General features: G+C 37.7%; 19 protein-coding genes and 1 pseudogene. 16 read left to right on the top strand and 4 right to left on the bottom strand.

Translation table 11 applies throughout. From position 1 onward, the window contains the following. Positions 1-10: 10 nt before the first annotated feature. Entirely contained in the window at positions 11-2,014 is a 2,004-nt protein-coding gene (locus ACLKL2_RS15040; RefSeq protein ID WP_413692351.1) for an alginate lyase family protein, read from the top strand. Between the two features lie 18 nt (positions 2,015-2,032). On the opposite strand, the gene ACLKL2_RS15045 is transcribed toward ACLKL2_RS15040, so the two are convergent. After that, complete coding sequence (locus tag ACLKL2_RS15045) at positions 2,033-3,157, bottom strand: GNAT family N-acetyltransferase (protein WP_413692352.1); 1,125 nt, start codon at positions 3,155-3,157, stop codon at positions 2,033-2,035. A gap of 251 nt (positions 3,158-3,408) precedes the next feature. Here ACLKL2_RS15045 and ACLKL2_RS15050 point away from each other — a divergent pair, with 251 nt between their 5' ends. Then, the gene (locus ACLKL2_RS15050) at positions 3,409-4,476 is read left to right on the top strand and encodes a 3-deoxy-7-phosphoheptulonate synthase (RefSeq protein ID WP_413692353.1); all 1,068 of its coding nucleotides are present in this window, start codon (positions 3,409-3,411) and stop codon (positions 4,474-4,476) included. Between the two features lie 10 nt (positions 4,477-4,486). After that, positions 4,487-5,614, top strand: a complete 1,128-nt coding sequence (gene tyrA / locus ACLKL2_RS15055) for a bifunctional chorismate mutase/prephenate dehydrogenase (RefSeq protein ID WP_113817584.1) — start codon at positions 4,487-4,489, stop codon at positions 5,612-5,614. A gap of 1,077 nt (positions 5,615-6,691) precedes the next feature. Here the strand turns inward: tyrA and hpf are convergent. Next, positions 6,692-7,102, bottom strand: coding sequence for a ribosome hibernation-promoting factor, HPF/YfiA family (gene hpf, locus ACLKL2_RS15060; RefSeq protein ID WP_113817583.1), 411 nt, complete (start codon positions 7,100-7,102; stop codon positions 6,692-6,694). A gap of 414 nt (positions 7,103-7,516) precedes the next feature. Here hpf and ACLKL2_RS15065 point away from each other — a divergent pair, with 414 nt between their 5' ends. From ACLKL2_RS15065 to ACLKL2_RS15095, 8 genes are read left to right on the top strand one after another with little or no spacing between them, the layout of a single operon-like run. Further along, positions 7,517-9,253 carry an extracellular solute-binding protein gene (locus ACLKL2_RS15065; RefSeq protein WP_413692354.1) on the top strand — a complete coding sequence of 579 codons (1,737 nt, stop codon included), beginning with the start codon at positions 7,517-7,519 and terminating at the stop codon, positions 9,251-9,253. Further along, entirely contained in the window at positions 9,235-10,134 is a 900-nt protein-coding gene (gene yejB / locus ACLKL2_RS15070) for a microcin C ABC transporter permease YejB (RefSeq protein WP_425475317.1), read from the top strand. The genes ACLKL2_RS15065 and yejB overlap by 19 nt, the downstream gene beginning before the upstream one ends. Beyond that, entirely contained in the window at positions 10,128-10,316 is a 189-nt protein-coding gene (locus ACLKL2_RS20280) for an ABC transporter permease subunit (RefSeq protein WP_425475318.1), read from the top strand. Before yejB ends, ACLKL2_RS20280 begins: the two co-directional genes overlap by 7 nt. Then, the gene (locus ACLKL2_RS15075) at positions 10,316-11,365 is read left to right on the top strand and encodes an ABC transporter permease (protein WP_425475319.1); all 1,050 of its coding nucleotides are present in this window, start codon (positions 10,316-10,318) and stop codon (positions 11,363-11,365) included. The genes ACLKL2_RS20280 and ACLKL2_RS15075 overlap by 1 nt, the downstream gene beginning before the upstream one ends. After that, the gene (locus ACLKL2_RS15080; protein WP_413692355.1) at positions 11,362-12,003 is read left to right on the top strand and encodes an ATP-binding cassette domain-containing protein; all 642 of its coding nucleotides are present in this window, start codon (positions 11,362-11,364) and stop codon (positions 12,001-12,003) included. The genes ACLKL2_RS15075 and ACLKL2_RS15080 overlap by 4 nt, the downstream gene beginning before the upstream one ends. Further along, positions 11,978-12,256, top strand: a complete 279-nt coding sequence (locus tag ACLKL2_RS15085) for a hypothetical protein (protein WP_413692356.1) — start codon at positions 11,978-11,980, stop codon at positions 12,254-12,256. The genes ACLKL2_RS15080 and ACLKL2_RS15085 overlap by 26 nt, the downstream gene beginning before the upstream one ends. Then, positions 12,238-12,954 carry an ATP-binding cassette domain-containing protein gene (locus ACLKL2_RS15090; protein WP_413694340.1) on the top strand — a complete coding sequence of 239 codons (717 nt, stop codon included), beginning with the start codon at positions 12,238-12,240 and terminating at the stop codon, positions 12,952-12,954. Before ACLKL2_RS15085 ends, ACLKL2_RS15090 begins: the two co-directional genes overlap by 19 nt. Positions 12,955-12,993: 39 nt before the next feature. Next, a complete protein-coding gene (locus tag ACLKL2_RS15095; protein ID WP_413692357.1) occupies positions 12,994-14,916 on the top strand; it encodes a transglycosylase SLT domain-containing protein in 1,923 nt (640 codons plus the stop codon). Between the two features lie 36 nt (positions 14,917-14,952). Here ACLKL2_RS15095 and ACLKL2_RS15100 read toward each other — a convergent pair whose 3' ends face one another. Beyond that, positions 14,953-15,357 carry a type IV pilin protein gene (locus ACLKL2_RS15100; protein ID WP_113817626.1) on the bottom strand — a complete coding sequence of 135 codons (405 nt, stop codon included), beginning with the start codon at positions 15,355-15,357 and terminating at the stop codon, positions 14,953-14,955. Positions 15,358-15,718: 361 nt separating this feature from the next. After that, positions 15,719-16,170, bottom strand: a pseudogene (argR, locus tag ACLKL2_RS15105) (transcriptional regulator ArgR). A 209-nt stretch (positions 16,171-16,379) separates the two neighbouring features. On the opposite strand from argR, the gene ACLKL2_RS15110 reads away from it, so the two are divergent. The 5 genes from ACLKL2_RS15110 (at position 16,380) to cysG (ending at position 20,367) form a co-directional block, all read left to right on the top strand. Next, a complete protein-coding gene (locus ACLKL2_RS15110) occupies positions 16,380-16,919 on the top strand; it encodes a transporter substrate-binding domain-containing protein (protein WP_413692358.1) in 540 nt (179 codons plus the stop codon). Between the two features lie 8 nt (positions 16,920-16,927). Then, positions 16,928-17,131, top strand: coding sequence for a transporter substrate-binding domain-containing protein (locus ACLKL2_RS15115; protein WP_413692359.1), 204 nt, complete (start codon positions 16,928-16,930; stop codon positions 17,129-17,131). A 165-nt stretch (positions 17,132-17,296) separates the two neighbouring features. Next, on the top strand, positions 17,297-18,235 hold the full coding sequence (gene mdh / locus ACLKL2_RS15120) for a malate dehydrogenase (protein WP_290038921.1): 939 nt from the start codon (positions 17,297-17,299) through the stop codon (positions 18,233-18,235). A 106-nt stretch (positions 18,236-18,341) separates the two neighbouring features. Continuing rightward, complete coding sequence (locus tag ACLKL2_RS15125) at positions 18,342-18,740, top strand: CBS domain-containing protein (RefSeq protein WP_413692360.1); 399 nt, start codon at positions 18,342-18,344, stop codon at positions 18,738-18,740. Between the two features lie 208 nt (positions 18,741-18,948). Beyond that, entirely contained in the window at positions 18,949-20,367 is a 1,419-nt protein-coding gene (gene cysG, locus ACLKL2_RS15130) for a siroheme synthase CysG (RefSeq protein WP_113817574.1), read from the top strand. Positions 20,368-20,385 lie beyond the last annotated feature (18 nt).

The raw sequence follows: 20,385 nt of genomic DNA on the forward strand, positions 1-20,385 counted from the left end.
AGAAAACCCAATGCAAACTGTTACTTGGTATATTAAACGCATTCAGATGATGAGCTTGAGTGAAATCACTTGGCGTATTATTTCATTATCTGCAGCTTGGGTTGAGCGTATAAGAGTGCAGTTTAATTGGGTGTCTAAAGCGGAGTTTGTTAAAGGTTATCAATCTAGCTCAGATTTTAACCCTGGTTTTACTGTGTTTACCGGTCAACTATCTGCTTATAATACTGAGTGGAAGGCACCTTTATTAGCTAAAGCTGAGATGGTGATGGCAAATAAATTAAGTTATTTCGATTTACACAATAAGCACCTAGAAACCCCTATTAATTGGCATAAAGATCATAGTGCGAATATCTACGCAAATACTGGGCATATATTGGACGTCAATTATCGTGACTTTAAGGTCAATGGTGACTGTAAGCTAGTCTGGGAGCCCAATCGTCACCATCAAATGGTGGTATTAGCAAGAGCCTATCAAGTGACTGGTGACATTCAATATGCACAAGCTGCCGTTGCACAGATGACTCATTGGTTAGATCAAAACCCCTACGGTAAAGGCATGAATTGGCGCAGTCCTTTAGAGTTAGCGATTCGTTTAATTAACTGGGTATGGACCATTGATCTTATTAAAGAGAGTGGTTTATTTGTCGGAGACTTTAAAGCACGCCTACTAGAAAGTGTTTTTCTTCATTGTCGTGATGTGAGCAGTAAGTTTTCACAAGGAACTTCAGCGAATAACCATTTGGTGGGTGAAGCAGCGGGTGTTTACATTGCAGCTAGTTACTTTTCAATGTTAAGAGATGCCGCTACGTGGAAAGATACGAGCAAACAAATATTAGAAAGAGAAATGGTTGCGCAAACCTTTGATGATGGTTGTACTAAAGAGCATGCTTTTAGTTATCAGTTTTTTGTATTGCAATTTTATCTGGTTACAGGATTAACAGGTAAATGGAGTGATGATGATTTTTCTGATAGTTATTGGAAAACCTTAAAAAGTTTATCACAGTTTGTTGTTCGCATTGCTGAAGGCGGTGAACATTACCCTATGTTAGGTGACCAAGATGACGGTTATGTGCTAGATCTTGGGGATCATGTACATGATATTAATGCACTTACAGATGTGATGGGGCATTTTTATGATGATCCACTTTTTGCCTCTCCTCAGACTAAAAGTAGTGAATCAAGTTTTTGGCTATTTAATAATAGGCAAGCAAAAATCAATCGAGGGGTGGTTGTTGACTTAGCTTTAAATTCCATTGCTTTTGAAGATGCAGGCTATTACCTATTACAAGCAGGTAAGGTTAGTGATAATAACCAGGCGAGTATCTTAATGGATGTCGCAGAGTTAGGTTATACGGCGATAGCAGCGCATGGTCATGCTGATGCTTTAAGTTGTGTTGTGCGTATTAATCAACATGATTTATTTGTGGATACAGGTACTTATGATTACTTTAGTTTCCCTGAATGGCGTAACCACTTTCGTAAAACACAAGCACATAATACGCTAGAAGTTGATGGACTTGATCAATCTGTTATGACGGGCCCATTTATGTGGGAGTCACATGCTCAGTCAACTTGTATTGAATGGTCACCCTCGAAAAGTGGTGGAAAAATAGTGGCTGCACATGATGGTTATCAACGCCTACCATCACCTGTTACCCATCAACGTGATATTGAATTAGATATTACACAACAACAGATAGTGATCACTGACTATGTCAAAGCAACAGCGCAACATGATATTGCCATCTATTTTCATTTATCTGAAGTTTGTCAGGATATACGTCTTGATCAAGGAAGTTGTTATATAACTTTAGGGGATAATGAAGTCGTGATCAGCTTGTCAGAACAAGTTAAAGCTACATTGGTTCAAGGTGTTCCTAGTGACGATAGACAGACACCTTCATTAGGTTGGTTGAGTCGAGGCTACCACCAGAAAGTGCCAATTACTACTTTAGTACTTTCCGCTGATATTAATGGTAATAGTGAGTTTGTTACGAGTATTGCCTGGAAATAAACGGTGCCTTAAACTAAGTCATTTATTTAATCTAACTGGTTTAAGGTATTTTCCCGTTGGCCAAATAGTGAAAAAGTTAAAGAGTGTGTTTTTCAGCTTATTTGGCCAAATAAGTAGATGTTGCCCATTGCGTTGTTTAGCTAACCAGCGCCTTTTGTGGTTTGTATACTGACCCAAAAAGTCATAATCCGTTAAGCCTTCCTGAATACACCTTTGCATGACGTGATAACGTAATACTTGGCCTGTGCCTTTTTGGAAGTCTGGATTAAAACCTTCTTGTAAGGCAAAAAATTGCCCGCGATATACATAACCAATTTGTACTGCTTGGGTTTTATCGTCACATGTTAATTCAGCTAATCTTAACCAACCTCTATGTAATGCTTTTCTTGTAAAGTCTTGATAGAAGGTAGCCATTTCTGGGCGTCGCTGAAAGGATCCTTTAAGACCTGTACGTTGCCAGCGTAAGTTATGTAGTTCAAATAATTGCTGCAAACTTTTATCAAGTAATACAGGGTCTTCACAATAGCTTACTTGCCACTCTCCTAACTTCGATAAATAACCTTGAGTCTGCTTTATATTAGTACGTAAGCTTTTTGATAGTTCAGGTAGGAGGGACAGGGATAGTGATTTTAAGCTGGTATTAGCGAAATCAACCTCACGTGACGCTAAACGTAGTTCAGGAGTTTGTTGCAATGATGTTATTAAGCTTTGACCACCAGTTGTCCAGCTGCTGACATTCGTGTACCAAATAAGATCCCAATGAGAGCTTGTTTGTTTTGCTAGTAGTGTCTGCCAAAGCTGTTGCTTTAAATTAACACTATCTTGTTTTCTAACAATAAAGTTGGAGTACTCAGAGCCGATCCCTTGATCCCCTGCAAATCGTAATACTTGATAGGTTAATGTCTTAAGGAGTTGGTAAGGCTGAATATAAAAAGGGGCAATCGCAATCGGTTTGTTATTTTCTTTTAATACAATAAACAATAATTTTGTGTCAGCAAAGCAGGTATCTTTCCAGCTTTCCATCCACTCCCAGGTGAGAAATATATTATCTGCATCGGATTGCTCTAATAAGGGGTTCCAGTCAGTTTGTAATGTTTTTATTTCCGACCAGGAGGTCATTACATGAGAAGTGATAACTGACATAGTGTAGTACATACCTTATTTGAGTAAATATTGTTAGTAAACATACTGGTTAGAAGGAGCTTTTGGTGTCCCTATCTCGTTATTTAACACAGTTAGATAAGCAAGATTATATTTTATTGTAAAATAAAACAGGTAAATAGCGGCATTAATTTAATTTAATCCGCATTTATTTGAGCTCCGCGGTTTAATCACATGATCTATTATTTTGCTATGCTATTATATTTTCACTATTAATTGTCTATGAGAGCAAAATGACTACGCAAAAAAATGAAAATATCCACATCCAATCAGAAACTGTTTTAATTACACCTGCAGAGCTTAAAGCGTCTTTGCCCGCTTCTGATAGTGTGTATCAATTCATTAATGAATCTCGTCAAACTATTTCTAACATCGTTCATAAAACTGACCCTCGCTTTTTAGTTATTTGTGGTCCATGTTCGATTCATAATATTGAAGCTGCAAAAGATTATGCAGCACGTTTGAAAGACTTACATGAACAATATAAAGATACCTTATATATTGTTATGCGCGTTTATTTTGAAAAACCACGTACAACAGTCGGTTGGAAAGGTCTGATTAACGACCCTCATATGGACGATTCATTTGATATTGAGACAGGTCTTAAAAAAGCACGTGAACTTCTGCTTTGGATTTCTGAGTTAGGTCTACCGATTGCGACTGAAGCATTAGATCCAATCAGCCCACAATACATTGGAGACTTATTCAGTTGGGCTGCGATTGGCGCACGTACCACTGAATCACAAACACACCGTGAAATGGCGAGTGGTTTATCAACACCAGTTGGTTTCAAAAATGGCACAGACGGTAGCTTATCAACGGCTGTAAATGCAATGCAATCAGCTTCATCTCCACATCGTTTCATGGGTATTAACCAAGCAGGTCAAAGTGCATTACTACAAACTGCTGGTAATAAAGACGGTCACGTTATTTTACGTGGTGGTGGCGGTAAACCAAACTATGATTCAATCAACGTTGCACTAGCAGAGCAAGCGTTAGCAAAAGCGAATATGGAAGAGATTCTAATCGTTGATTGTAGTCATGAAAACTCTAGTAAAAACCATGAGTTACAACCATTGGTTGCTAAAGATGTATTCCAACAAGTTGTTGCGGGTAATAAGTCTATTATTGGTATTATGCTGGAAAGTAATATTAATGCTGGTAATCAGCCAACTAAACTACCAGTTGAAGATCTTAAGTACGGTGTATCAGTAACGGATGCTTGTATTGATTGGGCAACTACCTGTGAATTATTAGAGCAAGCGGCTGTATCATTAAAAGATACTGTCCTGAATAAATAAGAAGTAAATTATGCCTTTAAGTAAATTACGAGATCAAATTGATGCTGTTGACCAGCAAATCATTGATCTATTAGCTGAGCGTTTACGCTTAGTGGGTGAAGTAGGTGAGGTTAAAACTAAACATGGTTTACCTATCTATGCACCAGATCGTGAAGCTGCAATGTTAGCTAAACGTCGTGAAGAAGCTGAATCTAAAGGGGTTCCTGCGAACCTGATCGAAGATATCTTACGCCGTACCATGCGTGAGTCTTATGCAAGTGAAAACGAAACAGGCTTTAAAACAGTTAATCCAGCGATGAAGCGTATCGTGATCATTGGTGGTAACGGTTTATTAGGCCAACGTTTTGTTGAAATGTTTAAACTATCGGGTTACGAAGTAGATGTTTTAGGACGTGCTAACTGGGATCAAGCAGAAGCTATTTGTAGCAAAGCAGGTTTAGTGATTGTTGGTTCGCCGATTGATGTAACTACGGATGTGATTAAACAGCTTAATTTCCTCCCTAAAGATTGTATTTTAGCGGATATTACCAGTGTTAAAGACGAACCATTAACAGAGATGTTAGCGGTCCATGAAGGCCCTGTTGTTGGTCTTCATCCTATGTTCGGTCCTGATATCTCTAGTTTTGCAAAGCAAGTTATTGTGTACTGTGATGGACGCGGTGAAGAACACTACCAATGGTTAATTGAACAGATGAAGATCTGGGGGGCACATCTTTACCCTGTAGCGGCACCTACACATGATGAGTCGATGACGCTAATCCAAGCACTACGTCATTTCACTAGTTTCGTATATGGTGTTCATCTGCAAGAAGTAGATGCGGATCTAGAGCAATTATTAGATCTAAGTTCACCTATTTATCGCTTAGAGTTAGCAATGGTAGGGCGTTTATTTGCGCAGGAGCCAGCTTTATATGCTGATATTATCCTATCGCAAAAAAATAACTTAACCATGATCAAGCGATACCATAAACATTTCTCTGATGCGATTGAACTATTGGAAAATCAAAATCGAGATGAGTTTATTGAGCGTTTTAAATCAGTTACTAACTGGATGGGTGATTATTCATCATTATTCTTAGATGAAAGTCGTGTGATGTTACAGCAAGCACATGATAATCGTCATTATGAGAATAAGTAATATCAACGATATTACCGAAAGGAGGCAATAGCCTCCTTTTTTTATTACCGAAAAACTAATCTAAATAAAAATATGATCTAATTGATTTGCCTATTTCGGTATTATTGATGAAACATATAAAGCATGAAATGACTTTCTTAGCCCCCTATAAGAGTGAAAAGTATATGCTTTAGGGATTGGATGAAACTCACCAGTTAATTTTGCAGATTGGCATAAGCGGCGATAGCGATTAAGCGAAGCTTAATATTAGGGGCGCTGGCTTCAGCCTGCATGTTTACGTATTGAATTTAATTTTGTTTTTGATTCATACCAATCAGAGTAAAAATATGATCTAATTGATTTGCCTATTTCGGTATTATTGATGAAACATATAAAGCATGAAATGACTTTCTCAGCATTCCTATAAGAGTGAAAAGAATATGCTTTAGGGATTGGATGAAACTCACCAGTTAATTTTACAGATTGGCATAAGCGGCGATAGCCATTAAGCGAAGCTTAATATTAGGGGCGCAGGCTTCAGCCTGCATGTTTATGTGTTGAATTTGATTTTGTTTTTGATTCATACCTATCAGAGTAAAAATATGATCTAATTGATTTACCTATTTCGGTATTATTGATGAAACATATAAAGCATGAAATGACTTTCTTAGCCCATCCCTATAAGAGTGAAAAGTATATGCTTTAGGGATTGGATGAAACTCACCAGTTAATTTTACAGATTGGCATAAACGGCGATAGCCATTAAGCGAAGCTTAATATTAGGGGCGCTGGCTTCAGCCTGCATGTTTATGTGTTGAATTTTATTTTGTTTTTGATTCATACCAATCTAAGTAAAAATATGATCTAATTGATTTGCCTATTTCGGTATTATTGATGAAACATATAAAGCATAAAATGACTTTCTCAGCATCCCTATAAGAGTGAAAAGTATATGCTTTAGGGATCGGATGAAGCTCACCAGTTAATTTTACAGAATGGTATAACTATTAAGAAAGTGAATCGAGCTTAAATGAGAGATCAAAAAAGGAGGCTGATAGCCTCCTTGGTGTTAATGACTCATTAATTTAAATGCAGCCTTTATGCAGCAAATTCTTTGTTCATTTTGATTTCAGCATCTGATTCAATTTCAACCTCTGGCTCTTCTATCGGCTCGCCTGAAATTTCACCGTTACGACATAACTCTTTACCGTTATTTTTCGCTCGGTTTGCTTCATCTTTATGAATGTGTTTGTTTAATTGACGCTCAATTTTTTGGAATAATTGCGTGATAGCAACATATAAGTCGTCATGCTCTGCATGAGCAAAAATTTTACCGTTTGGAACACCAATTGTGCCTTCAATTTTGACACCCTTAGGCTCTTTGGTGATGATGAAATGTGGTTTAATCAGTGAAACTTGTAGTTTCTGTAACTTTTCGAAGCGTTCCTCTACTTTTGCGCGCATTGTGTCTGTGATAGTCATTTGTTTGCTAGTAATTTCAATTCTCATTTAGGACACCTTTTAGTTATACACTTATTGTGTTCAGTAATAGATTAGGCTTTTCAATTTAATTTAAATGTGATGAAAGTCACATCTAGAAAGCCTTCTCGATAAACCAATTTATTCTTTGAACTAAGCATATTTTTTGAAAAAAATTGCAATTTTACTTGCTGAATTGTCGTACTTAGTCTGTGAAAGCGTAAATTAGTTTTATTCTTTATTTCAGATTACATCTCCTATTATTTGTGGTTAAAAGTCTTTCAATAACTTAATCATTTGATATCTTTAATGCTCTTATATAATCACTTTATTAGAGCTATTCTGTTTTATGAATAAGATTAAGCATATACACAGTTACATATTTTGCACCCTTTTTACAATGAGTTTTTTTCTCATGGTCAATCTTGGGGTGATACTATTAGTATGTATGGGGATGTAAAGTACGATTTCAAGTTCCAGCATTTTGATTATGTGAACCCAAATGCTCCTAAGGGAGGGACATTTAAACAAGCCTCAATAGGTAGCTTTGATTCACTCAACCCATTTATAGTAAAAGGAAATGCCGCAGAAGGTGTTTCTTATATCTACGATACATTATTACAGCAATCCAGTGATGAACCTTTTAGTTTATATCCATTAGTGGCAGAAAAAGTGAGGGTTGCGGATGACTTTGGCTCAGTGAGTTTTTTAATTAACCCTGATGCAAAATTTCAAGATGGTCAGCCAATTACTGCAAAGGATGTAAAATTTAGCTTTGATATATTAACCACAGAAGGTGCGCCTCATTATAGTTCCTATTACGCTGGGGTTGAGCAGGTTGTGGTTGATAGCAGGTTACAGGTGACTTTTAAATTTAAAGAGACTGGTAATCGTGAACTTCCTTTAATTATTGGTCAAATCCCTATTTTCCCAGCACACTTTTGGCAGGGTAAAGCATTTGCTAAAAGTGGTTTGATTATTCCACTTGGATCCGGACCTTATCGTATTGAAGGTTTTGATGCTGGTAAGCAGATCGTTTATCAACGTAATGAAGATTATTGGGCAAAAGGTTTACCCGTTAACAAAGGGCGATACAATTTTGATCGTCTTATTTTTGATTATTATCGTGATGATACAGTGGCCTTTGAAGCCTTTAAATCGGGCGCTTTTGATTATCGTTTAGAAAGCTCTTCTAAACGTTGGGCAACAGGTTATGTTGGCGAACAATTTGATAGCGAAAAAATAAAACGAGAGCAAATATCCGATAAAAACCCACAGGGAATGCAAGGCTTTTGGTTTAATTTACGTAGAGATAAATTTAAAGATCCTAAAGTACGCAAAGCGATTTCATTATTATTCGACTTTGAATGGGCAAATAAAACCCTGTTTTATAATGCGTACACACGTATAGACAGTTTTTACTCCGGCTCTGAGTTAGCGACAGGAACAAAAATTAGCGAAGCTGAAAAGGCGATTTTAACCCCTTACAAATCACAGCTCCCTGAATCAGTCTTTCAGCCTTTAACGAATAACAAAACATCAGGTGATGGCAACGTGAGAGTACAGATGCGCCAAGCAGTAGCATTATTAGCAGAGGCGGGTTACACCTTAAAAGACAGTAAAATGCAAAACCAGCAAGGTGAGCAGTTGAGCTTTGAGTTTTTACTGTATAGCAAAGACTTTGAGCGGATTATTCACCCATTCCGTCGTAACCTACAAAGAATAGGCATTAAAACTAATATCCGCTTAGTGGATATTTCACAATTCATTAATCGTTTAAACAACTTCCAGTTTGATCTTGTTTCATTACGCAAAGGACAATCTATTTCCCCTGGTAATGAACAAGCGAGCTTTTGGGGATGCGACAGTGCTAATCAAGTGGGCACATCGAATTGGGCAGGTATTTGTGACCCTGTGATCGATGCCTTAACTAAACAGTTAATTACTGCGACCACTCGTCAACAGTTAGTGGATACAACTCAAGCGCTAGACCGTGTGTTATTGTCGCAGGATATGGTGATCCCTCAGTGGTATTTACCGGCATCTCGCATTGCCTATTGGGATAAATTTGAGCACCCGAAGATCGCTCCCGATTACGAGCTTGGTTTAGATATTTGGTGGTCAAAGGAAGTAACACATAAAATAATGAAAAGAGACAATAGATGCAGCAATATATTTTAAAAAGGTTGTTGTTAATTATTCCAACGTTATTGGGGATCATGACCCTTAACTTTTTTATTGTGCAAGTTGCTCCTGGTGGGCCAGTGGAACAAGCCATTGCTAAGTATCAAGGAATTGATGCTAATGCTAGTAATCGTCTTACTTCAAGCACTGAAAGTGAGATAAAGCAGGGGGCAAATAAACAGAGTCAATATCGAGGCGCGCAGGGGGTGGACCCTGAGTACATTAAAGCTTTAGAAAAGTTATATGGCTTTGATAAACCTTTATATGAGCGTTATTTTTCCATGTTGTGGCGCTATATCAATTTTGATTTTGGCGATAGCTTTTATCGTGATAAAAGCGTGATTGATTTGATCTATGAAAAGATGCCAGTATCGATTTCCCTGGGTTTATGGACGACCTTGTTAGCCTACTTTATTTCCATTCCCCTAGGTATTAAAAAAGCCACTAGTCACGGTAGCCGCTTTGATGTGTGGACCAGTACTGCAGTTACCATTGGTTATGCTATTCCAGCCTTTATTTTTGCGATTATTTTAGTGGTGCTTTTTGCTGGTGGTTCCTATTTTAGTTGGTTTCCTTTGCGTGGTTTAACCTCTGATAATTTTGAGCAAATGCCTTGGTATGCACAAATTAAAGATTACTTTTGGCACCTCGCCTTACCGATTCTAGCCAGTGTATTAGCCAGTTTTGCTACCTTAACTATGCTCACGAAAAACTCCTTTTTAGATGAGGTTAATAAGCAGTATGTGATAACCGCTAGAGCGAAAGGCTGTTCTAAAAATAGAGTCTTGTATGGGCATATTTTTAGAAATGCAATGTTATTAGTTTTAGCTGGGTTACCTGCTGCATTAATTGGGATTTTTTTACTGGCTCTATGTTGATTGAAGTGATTTTCTCATTAGATGGATTGGGGTTATTAAGCTTTGAATCGGTTATTTCTCGCGACTATCCAGTTATTTTTGGCTCCTTGTATATTTTTACCTTAGTGGGGTTAGTGTTGAAATTAATTAGTGATATTACCTACACCTTAATTGATCCACGTATTACTTTTGAGGGCCAATAATGTCGTTACTATTAACTTGGCAGCGTATGCGGAAAAACCCGAGTAATCATCAACGTTGGACTCAATTCAAAGCCAATAAACGTGGTTATTATTCACTGTGGATCTTTACTATTTTATTTTGTTTAAGTTTGCTTGCAGAGCTTTGGGTAAACGATAAACCGATTATGGTGTCCTATCAGTCAAACTGGTATTTCCCTGTGATTGAAGATGTCCCAGAGCAAGAGTTAGGTGGGGATTTTGATATCACCACCGATTATCGTGACCCTTATATGATTAATAAAATTAACCAAGAAGGTTGGATGATTTGGCCTTTGATCCCTTTTTATTATGACTCCATTAATTATGAACTCACTAGCGCAGCTCCTTCAGCACCAGATGCGGTGAATTGGTTAGGTACCGATGATCAAGGGCGAGATGTAGTCGCCCGTTTAATTTATGGTTTTCGTATCTCTGTTGTGTTTGCACTAGCCTTAACTTTAGTGAGCTCAGTAATTGGCGTCATTGTTGGCGCTATCCAAGGTTATTACGGCGGTAAAATAGACTTATTAGGGCAACGATTACTAGAAATATGGGAAGGTTTACCTATGCTGTTTATGCTGATTATTTTGGCTAGTTTTGTTGAACCGACCTTCACCTGGTTATTAGGATTAATGATTGTGTTTAGCTGGCCTAGTTTAGTGAGTGTGGTTCGCGCGGAGTTCTTACGCGGCCGCCATCTGGATTACGTAAAGGCAGCAAAAGCATTAGGTGTTAAAGACAGAACAATCATGTTCAAACATATTTTACCCAACGCTATGATTGCGACACTCACTTTTATGCCTTACCTGTTTACTGGTGCGTTAACAATGTTAACTTCCTTAGACTTTTTAGGTTTTGGTTTGCCTTTAGGATCGGCATCTTTAGGGGAAATGATCTCCCAAGGGAAAGATAATATGCATGCACCTTGGTTAGCGATTACCGCCTTTATCTCTCTGTCGAGCATCTTAGTGTTATTGGTATTTATTGGAGAAGCTGCACGTGATGCATTTGATCCGAGGAAAACATTATGAGTGAACAAGCGCCTCTATTAAGTGTTGATAGTTTAGCCGTTAGTTTTGCTGAACAGTCCATATTATCCGGTGTTAGTTTTACTTTGGAACAAGGTAAAACATTAGCGATTGTTGGCGAGAGTGGATCAGGAAAATCACTAACCGCATTATCTATTCTGCAATTATTACCCTATCCACATGCTCATCATCCAGCGGGTAAAATCCATTTTCAAGGTCGACCATTGCTCGGAGAGCCTGAACAAGTGTTGGAGGCAATCCGCGGTAATAAAATCAGCATGATCTTTCAAGAACCAATGACCTCATTAAACCCGTTGCACAGCATTGAAAAACAAATTGGTGAAACTCTCTTGTTACATAAAGGATTAACCGGAAAGAAAGCACAATTACGGAGCATAGAACTACTCAAATTAGTTGGTATAGAAAACCCTGAAGAACGCTTGAATAGCTATCCTCATCAGTTATCTGGCGGACAACGTCAACGAGTGATGATTGCTATGGCATTAGCAAATGAACCTAATCTATTAATTGCTGACGAACCTACAACGGCGTTAGATGCAACGATTCAAAAAGCAGATATTGGCGTTATTGAAGACGTTACAAAAGAAACTCAATATGGGTATTTTATTAATTACCCATGATTTGAATATTGTTAGGCAGTTTGCTGATGACGTTCTGGTTATGTGTAAAGGGCAGCAGGTTGAGTATCAAAAAACATTGCAGGTATTTACTGCGCCACAGCATGAATACACTAAAACCTTGTTAAATGCAGTACCTGAAGGTGAAATGTCTGAATTGGTTGATCCTAAAGTAATGTTAAGTGCGTACAAGGTTAACGTCAGTTTTCCCACGAAGAAAAATTTTGGGGAAAAGTCATTAAATCGACGCAGGTAGTAAAGGATGTTTCTTTAACTATTCACGCTGGGGAGACGTTAGCAATTGTTGGTGAAAGTGGTTCAGGTAAAAGCACTTTGGCACAGGCATTGCTTCAGTTAAATAAGCATACTGGGCAAGTGGTTTACTTAGGAGAAACAATAGGACAGTTACCTAAAAATGAGTTGCAGTTGTTACGTCAACAATTGCAAATTGTGTTTCAAGATCCTTACGCGAGTTTGAGCCCAAGAATGTCGGTGCGTGATATTGTTGCAGAGGGTTTGCAAGTTTTTAACCAACATAATAGGTTGAGTGAGCAAGCAGTAGAACGACAGGTACAACAAGTACTATTAAAAGTAGGTTTGGATAGTAAGGCGGCTAACCGATATCCCCATCAGTTTTCTGGCGGGCAGCGACAACGTATTGCCATTGCAAGGGCGTTGGTATTAAAGCCTAAATTAATTGTGTTAGATGAACCCACTTCAGCATTAGATAGAAGTATTCAAAAACAAATTATTGAGCTATTGAAGAATTTACAACAAGAGCTAGGATTAAGTTACTTGTTTATTAGTCATGATTTATCTGTGGTAAGGGCAATTAGCCACCGAGTATTAGTATTGAAGTCTGGTGAGGTAGTAGAGCAGGGGACTACCTCTGAAATATTTGAAAATGCAAAGCATAGTTATACGCAAGAGTTGCTATCGTCAGTTGTTTTGTGAAATGATGTTTTAATTACTTATTATTTATGTTGAGGTGTTATGAAGAGATTAATCTTAGGGTGTTTGTTATTTTCAACATCAAGCTTCGTGAGTGCATTAAGTTTAGATGCTCAACGAGATATTTTTACTGAAACCTTAGCATTACAAGAGAAAAAAGAGTGGCAAAAAGCCAATCAAAACATTCAAAAAATTGATGATTATTCATTAGCGTATCTGGCTAAATATTATTATTTAAGAGCTAATCTTGATACGGTTAGTGATCAAGCTGTTTTAGATTATATTGCAAATAATAAAGGCAAGATCGCAGCAGAAGATCTGCAGCGTAGTTATCTTTTCCACCTATCAAAAGAGAAGGATTGGGCGCAGTTTATGGTGGCCTATCCAAGAATGCCAAATAATCGACAGTTAAAGTGTCATTATTTGCAGGCTGCCATTGCAACAGGCAACGCTAAAAAAGCGTGGCCTGATGCGCAGAAATATTGGTTATCTAGCACCTCTCTGCCAAATGCATGTGATGATGTGTATGTTTTTTACCAAAATAGTGACCTGTTAACACAAAATGATATATGGCAACGTTTTGAGTTAGGTTACGTGAGTAATAAACGTGGTTTAATGCGCTTTTTAATGGCCAGAATGAACAAAGAAAATCTCGCTTTAGCCAAGCAATTATACAATCTGCATGAAAAACCAGAAACTCTGTTAAACAGTGATCTTTTCAATTCACGATCTGCAAGTAGTTTTAGCTTCTTAGTACCCACAATAAAGCGCTTAGCTAATAAAGATTTAGGAAAAGCGATGGAGCTTTACAATTTTTATAGCAAAAAAGTTAACTTTACTAAGAGTGAAGAAAAACAGTTAAAAACACAATTTGCTCGTATTATCGTTCAACGTGGTAAAATTCAATACTTCACTTGGTTAGATAAAGAGTTAGGGGAGTTGGGTAATGTATCCTTGATTGAGCAGCGTATTCGTTATGCGATTAAGCGTGATGATTGGAAAAACATCGAATTTTGGATCTCGCAATTACCAGATGATAAACGTAATTCATCGGCTTGGTTATACTGGCAAGCACGTGTTTTAGAGCATGCTGGGAAATCAGATCAAGCAGAGGCTTTGTATAACAAAGTCGCTAAAAATCGTAATTTCCATGGTTTTATGGCCGCTCAAAAACTGGGTGTAGATTTTTCACTTAACGCACAAGCTATTGTTGAACAAAAAGGCAGCCTAAAAGGGTTAGAAGCAAAGCTATCTGTGATTGAAGAGCTGCTTTACCATGACCTAAATATTTCAGCTAAAAGAGAATGGCAACGATTACTCAGTAATCAGAGTAAAGCTAAACAACAGCAATTAGGTTTGTATGCTTACAATCAAGATTGGCCATATTTATCAGTGCTAGCGAGTATTAACTCTAAAAGCTGGAATGCATTAAATATTCGTTTCCCGAATGCAAAAGCTGAATTATTTGTAGAGGCCGCTAAACAATATAATGTTGAGCCAACCTATATCTATGCGATAACTCGACGTGAGAGTAGCTTTGACCAGCATGCTAAATCTCCTGTAGGTGCGAGTGGTTATATGCAACTGATGCCTAAAACGGCAGAGGAAACAGCAAAAAAAATTGGTTTAACAGAATACAATAAAGTAGAGCAGTTAAATCAGGGAGAGCTTAATGTTCAGTTAGGTACTGCATACTTTAATGGTCTATTAACCCGTTATAATGGTAATCGAGTATTAGCTACAGCTGCTTATAATGCTGGTCCACATCGCGTGGATAGATGGGTGAGTGCCGAAAAGAAAAAAGGCAATAAAGGAATTGAAATTGATAGCTGGATAGACACTATCCCATTTTATGAAACTCGTGCTTACGTACAAAACGTACTCGCGTACAATGTTATTTATCAACATGTGTTTGGTAAACCATTGAAGTTTCTTCATAATGAAGAGTTATCAGGCGACTACTAATTGTTAATCGTTTGTTTATAACACCGCTTGTTGGTATCACCAGCAAGCGGTGTTTTGCTTTTCACCATCGCTTGTTTTTAGGCCGCTTTGGTTAATATACAAGCTTTGACAAATTACTTCGTCATGTTTTTGTACACTACTCTCTTTTACTTGTGCTTTTAAAAGGTAAGTGTGTGTTGAGGCTGACACTATGCTAAAAGTATAGTGCTCATGTGCTGTTGGTAAGCCAATAATATTGATATCTGAACTGTAATTCGGCTCTGTGATGCGATAACTACTTTGCTCTACTTGTGCTTTAATCAGTTCACTTTGTGCTTCAGTACGTCGTGTTTTTAAGACAAAGTCTTGATATGAAGGGTAAGCAATACTGACTATGATCCCTAAAATAGCGATAGCGATCAGTAACTCAATTAATGTAAAACCACGATGTAGGCTGATCATTTGCTTCCCTTATTGTTAATGCTTCGATAGGAGCTTAACGAAGTTAATCGTCGAATATCTTGAATGTAAGTCATACATTTCTGCGTAGAAATGACGATGAATACTTATTCTATTAATTAGCTAAGGTATTTTTCGTAGATTAAATAGCTTATTAGTTGCACAAAAGAGAACAAGCTTTCAGTATTTGATCCATTATTAGTATAGGAAAGCATTGCAAAGTCGCATGCTAGGAAAGCAGGTTATGTGTGAATTTGTATAGTTAGTCATGTAACCAGGGGGAGGAACTTTCTAGAGAATTACGACTAACATAGCTAAAGAACAATAAAATTTAAGCACTTAAAGTGCTAATAACATCCTCTTATTAATCAAATAACTTGTGTACCACGACCAATGTTTCTTCTATTTGTGCTGTGCTACTCGGCGCGATATAAATAGTATCATCGCCAGCAATAGTACCTAAAATACCTTCCGCTTTACCCATTGAGTCAAGTAAGCGAGCGATTAATTGTGCAGCTCCAGGGCTGGTTCTAATAACAATTAAGCTTTCATTATGGTCAATATCTACAACCAAGTTTTTAAGTGGGCTAGTGGTGGTAGGTAAACCTAATTCTACAGGTAAACAATACACCATATCACCCGTTGCATTACGGGTTCTAACAGCACCTGTTTTACTTAACATACGAGATACTTTGGATTGATTGATATGTGTAAAACCGGCTTCTAACAAAGCATCAACAATCTCACTTTGTGAGCTTAAATGCTCTTTTTAAGTAAACATTTAAAAAAGTCCATCAATTCAGAAGCTTTGCGCATTACTGTTCCCATCTATTTAAGATAATAAAGGGACTATTTTAATCTAAAGTAGTGCCCAGTGAATAGATTAAATGTCACTTTTTTTGCATATTTATTCGTTTTTTATAAAATAAATGCATTTATAACAGGATAGCTACTTTCTTTACGGGAGTTCTGCTAACATTTGCTGGAATTAAATTTTATCAGGACGATATCTTATGGCTTTTTTAATGCGCAAATTAGCGCTTATTAGTTTCCTATTATCCACCTCTCTTTGTGCACAAGCGTTAGAAAAAATACAAGTTAGATTTGCTACTGATGCCAACTACTACCCCTTTGAGTTCTTGACTGAAGATAAAAAAATTGCTGGTTTTGATATTGATATCGCAATGGCTATTTGTGATGAAATGAATATGAGCTGTAGTTTTGAACATCATCGATTTGATGGTTTATTATTAACCCTTCCCTTTGGGCGGTATGATGCAGTGATTGCAGCATTGGATATTACTAGCGAGCGACTAGAAAAAGTCGACTTCAGTGATAGTTATTATAAAGTCCCACCTGTATTTGTTAGCAAGAACCCATTACAAACTGCATTTTCATTATCAGGTAAGTTGATTGGCGTACAAGCGAATACCTCTAATCAAAATTATTTAATAAAATTGGCGCCTGAAGATAGTTATATTGTTCCTTACTTTTCTTCAAAAGCGGCTTTATTAGCTCTACAAAGAGAGAAATTGATGCCGTTTTTGCTGATTTTGAGGTGGTAAATGATTTTTTGAGTAAACAAGATGAGCAACAACCCCCTTTGGTGATCAGCAGAACGGAGTCAGTGTTTGTTGAGCAATTTTCTAAAGGTTATGGCATTGCTGTGAAAAAAGGCAATGATGATCTACGTTTACGTTTAAATGAAGGTTTGAAGTTAATTGTTGAAAATGGTACTTATAAACAAATTTATGATCAATATTTTCCTCAAAAATAGCGCTGAGCTGAGGAATTTAGTAGTACCCATTCATTTACAAATACGCTAATCTTTAACATAAGTCACAATTGTTTAACATATTTCACACATGCGTATTTATTCACTTTAGAATAGATGCGATTACTCTTAAATATATAAACATTTTTTATTTCATTGGAGAAAAATATGAAAGTTGCTGTTCTTGGTGCTGCAGGTGGTATCGGTCAAGCCCTCGCTTTATTACTTAAATTAGATTTACCAGCAGGCTCTACATTATCACTATACGACGTTGCTCCAGTTACTCCGGGTGTTGCTAAAGATTTAAGCCACATCCCATCAAGTGTTACAGTTGATGGTGTTGGTGGTGATGATCCAACGGCTGTTTTAGAAGGTGCTGACGTAGTATTAATTTCTGCGGGTGTTGCACGTAAGCCAGGTATGGACCGCTCAGACTTATTCAACATTAATGCAGGCATCATTAAAACATTAATCGGCAAAGTAGCTGATGTTGCGCCTACAGCATGTATCGGTGTTATCACAAACCCAGTAAACACAACAGTAGCTATCGCTGCTGAAGTATTAAAAGCAAAAGGTGTTTACAACAAAAACAAACTATTCGGTATTTCTACGCTAGATGTTATCCGTGCTGAAGAGTTTGTTGGTGAGCTAAAAGGTATCCCATCTGAAGACGTATTTGTTAACGTTATTGGCGGCCACAGTGGTACAACTATCCTGCCTTTATTATCTCAAGTGCAAAACGTTGAGTTCACTGACCAAGAAGTTATCGACCTAACTGACCGTATCCAAAATGCAGGTACTGAAGTTGTAAATGCAAAAGCCGGTGGTGGTTCTGCTACGTTATCTATGGCACGTGCTGCAGCTGTATTTGGTGTTAACCTTGTTAAAGCACTATCTGGTAAGCAAGGTATTATTCAGAATGCTTATGTAGATGGCGGTAACCCTGACTCACCATTCTTTGCTCAACCGCTATTATTAGGTAAAAACGGTATTGACCGTGTGCTACCTTGTGGTGAGTTAAGTGCATTCGAAGAAGCGAAAAAACAAGAGATGCTGTCAGTATTACATGCTGATATTAAACTAGGTGTTGATTTCGTTAACAACTAATCTGCTTTTTTGTTATTAAGCGTTTATAATAAGGCCAGTTGTACTGGCCTTTTTTGTATCTATAAGGGGAAGCTAGCACAATCCGTATGCACAAAAAGGAGTGGATATGAAAGTTGTAGAAGCAATGACCTCAAGAGTTGTCTCGGTGACCATGGACGATCGTATTCCTGTCCTTAGGAATATATTATCTGAAGCTGGTTTCCATCACTTATTAGTGGTTGAAGATGGCAAACTGCAAGGTGTGATTAGTGACCGAGATTTATTAAGAGTACTAAGCCCTTTTTTAGGTACTGAAGCAGAGTTGCAGCGTGACTTTGACACCGCACAGCGACCAGCACATCAAGTAATGACTCGTTCCCCTGTGACGGTCGAGCCAGATGCTTCAATTAAAGATGCGTTAAACTTGATGTTAACTCACGATATTAGTTGTCTGCCTGTATTAGATCAGGATGAGATACTAGGCATATTCACCATGCATGATGGTGTGAGAGCCTTGATGCGCTAATTGTAGGTGTTTTAAATTATTGAAGGGCAGCTGTCTATATTCATTACAAAAGACAGTTCAATAATCATTTGGTGTATATCTATTGCTTTAAAGCAGTTAGTTAAATAAATTTATATATACAAATATCATAAATAATACATTTTAAATATTTTATATTGCACCTGTTATTCTTTATAGTGTCGACCTCGACCAGTTACCTGAGATATATATGGACTATCTTCCGATTTTTACCAAATTACAGAATCGTCATTGCCTAGTAGTGGGCGGCGGGGACATTGCTGCGCGTAAAGTGCATCTTCTATTAAAAGCGAATGCTTCAATTACTGTTTGTGCACCAGATATTTGTGATTCGTTATTAGAAAAAGCCAAAAATAACCAGCTATCAGTGATTCAAGCGCCTTTCTCCGATGAGATGATGGAAGGCAAATGGTTAGTGGTAGCAGCCACCAATCAACATCATATCAATGAACATGTTGCACAACTTGCAGAGCAAAAACAGATTTTAGTTAACGTGGTCGACGAGCCCAAATTATGTAGTTTTATCATGCCTTCTATTGTTGATCGCTCTCCAATCGTTGTTGCTATCTCAAGTGGTGGTAAAGCACCTGTATTAGCACGTTTAATACGTGAGCGTTTAGAAGCCTTATTGCCGATGCATTTAGGGCGATTAGCACAGATTTCAGGTGAATTTCGTCACCGTGTAAAACAGGTGATCACCAAAGAGTCACTGCGCCGCCGTTACTGGGAAAAGTTGTTTGGTAATGGGGATTTAGCAAGTTTATTGCAAAAAGGTCAAACCGAAAAAGCCCAACAATTCATGGAAGATAATTTGAATGATGATGTGGCTCAAGGTGATGTCGCACTTGTAGGCGCTGGGCCTGGCGATCCATCTTTATTAACACTCAAAGCATTACAATTAATGCAACAAGCGGATATTGTTTTATATGATCGATTAGTTTCTAAAGATATCTTAGAGCTAGTACGCCGTGATGCTGATTTAATCTCGGTAGGGAAAGCCGCAGGTAAGCACGAAGTGCAACAATCTCGCACTAATCAAATGTTAGTGGAGTTTGCTCAGCAAGGTAAGAAAGTAGTTCGTCTTAAAGGTGGGGACTCCTTTATCTTTGGGCGTGGCGGTGAAGAGTTAGAAGAGTTAGTTGAAGCAGGCGTTGCTTTCCAAGTTGTACCGGGCATTACATCTGCCTCTGGATGTAGCACCTATGCTGGTATTCCTTTGACTCATAGAGATTATGCTCAATCGGTTACCTTTGTAACAGGGCATAGAAAAGAAGACGGTAAAGCCTTAGATTGGAAGTCTCTAGCGACACCACACCAAACATTGGTCGTGTACATGGGCTTATTACGCGCACAAGAGATACAAACTAACCTTTTAATTAATGGGCGTGATGAACAGACACCTGTTGCGTTAATTAATAAAGGGACTACCAATGATCAACAAGTGATCACAGGAACCTTATCTGAACTCTCTATTTTAGGCGGTGGTTTGGAAGGGCCAACTATTATGATTATTGGTGAAGTTGTTAATCTAGCATCGAAGCTCAATTGGTTTGAAGCTGATAATAATAAAAAGCTATCCAGAGACCCGTTTTTAGTTAATTTGTCTTAGTATATATAGCTACGCGTT

This window comes from Psychromonas sp. KJ10-2, from assembly GCF_047323255.1.
GTDB lineage: Bacteria > Pseudomonadota > Gammaproteobacteria > Enterobacterales > Psychromonadaceae > Psychromonas.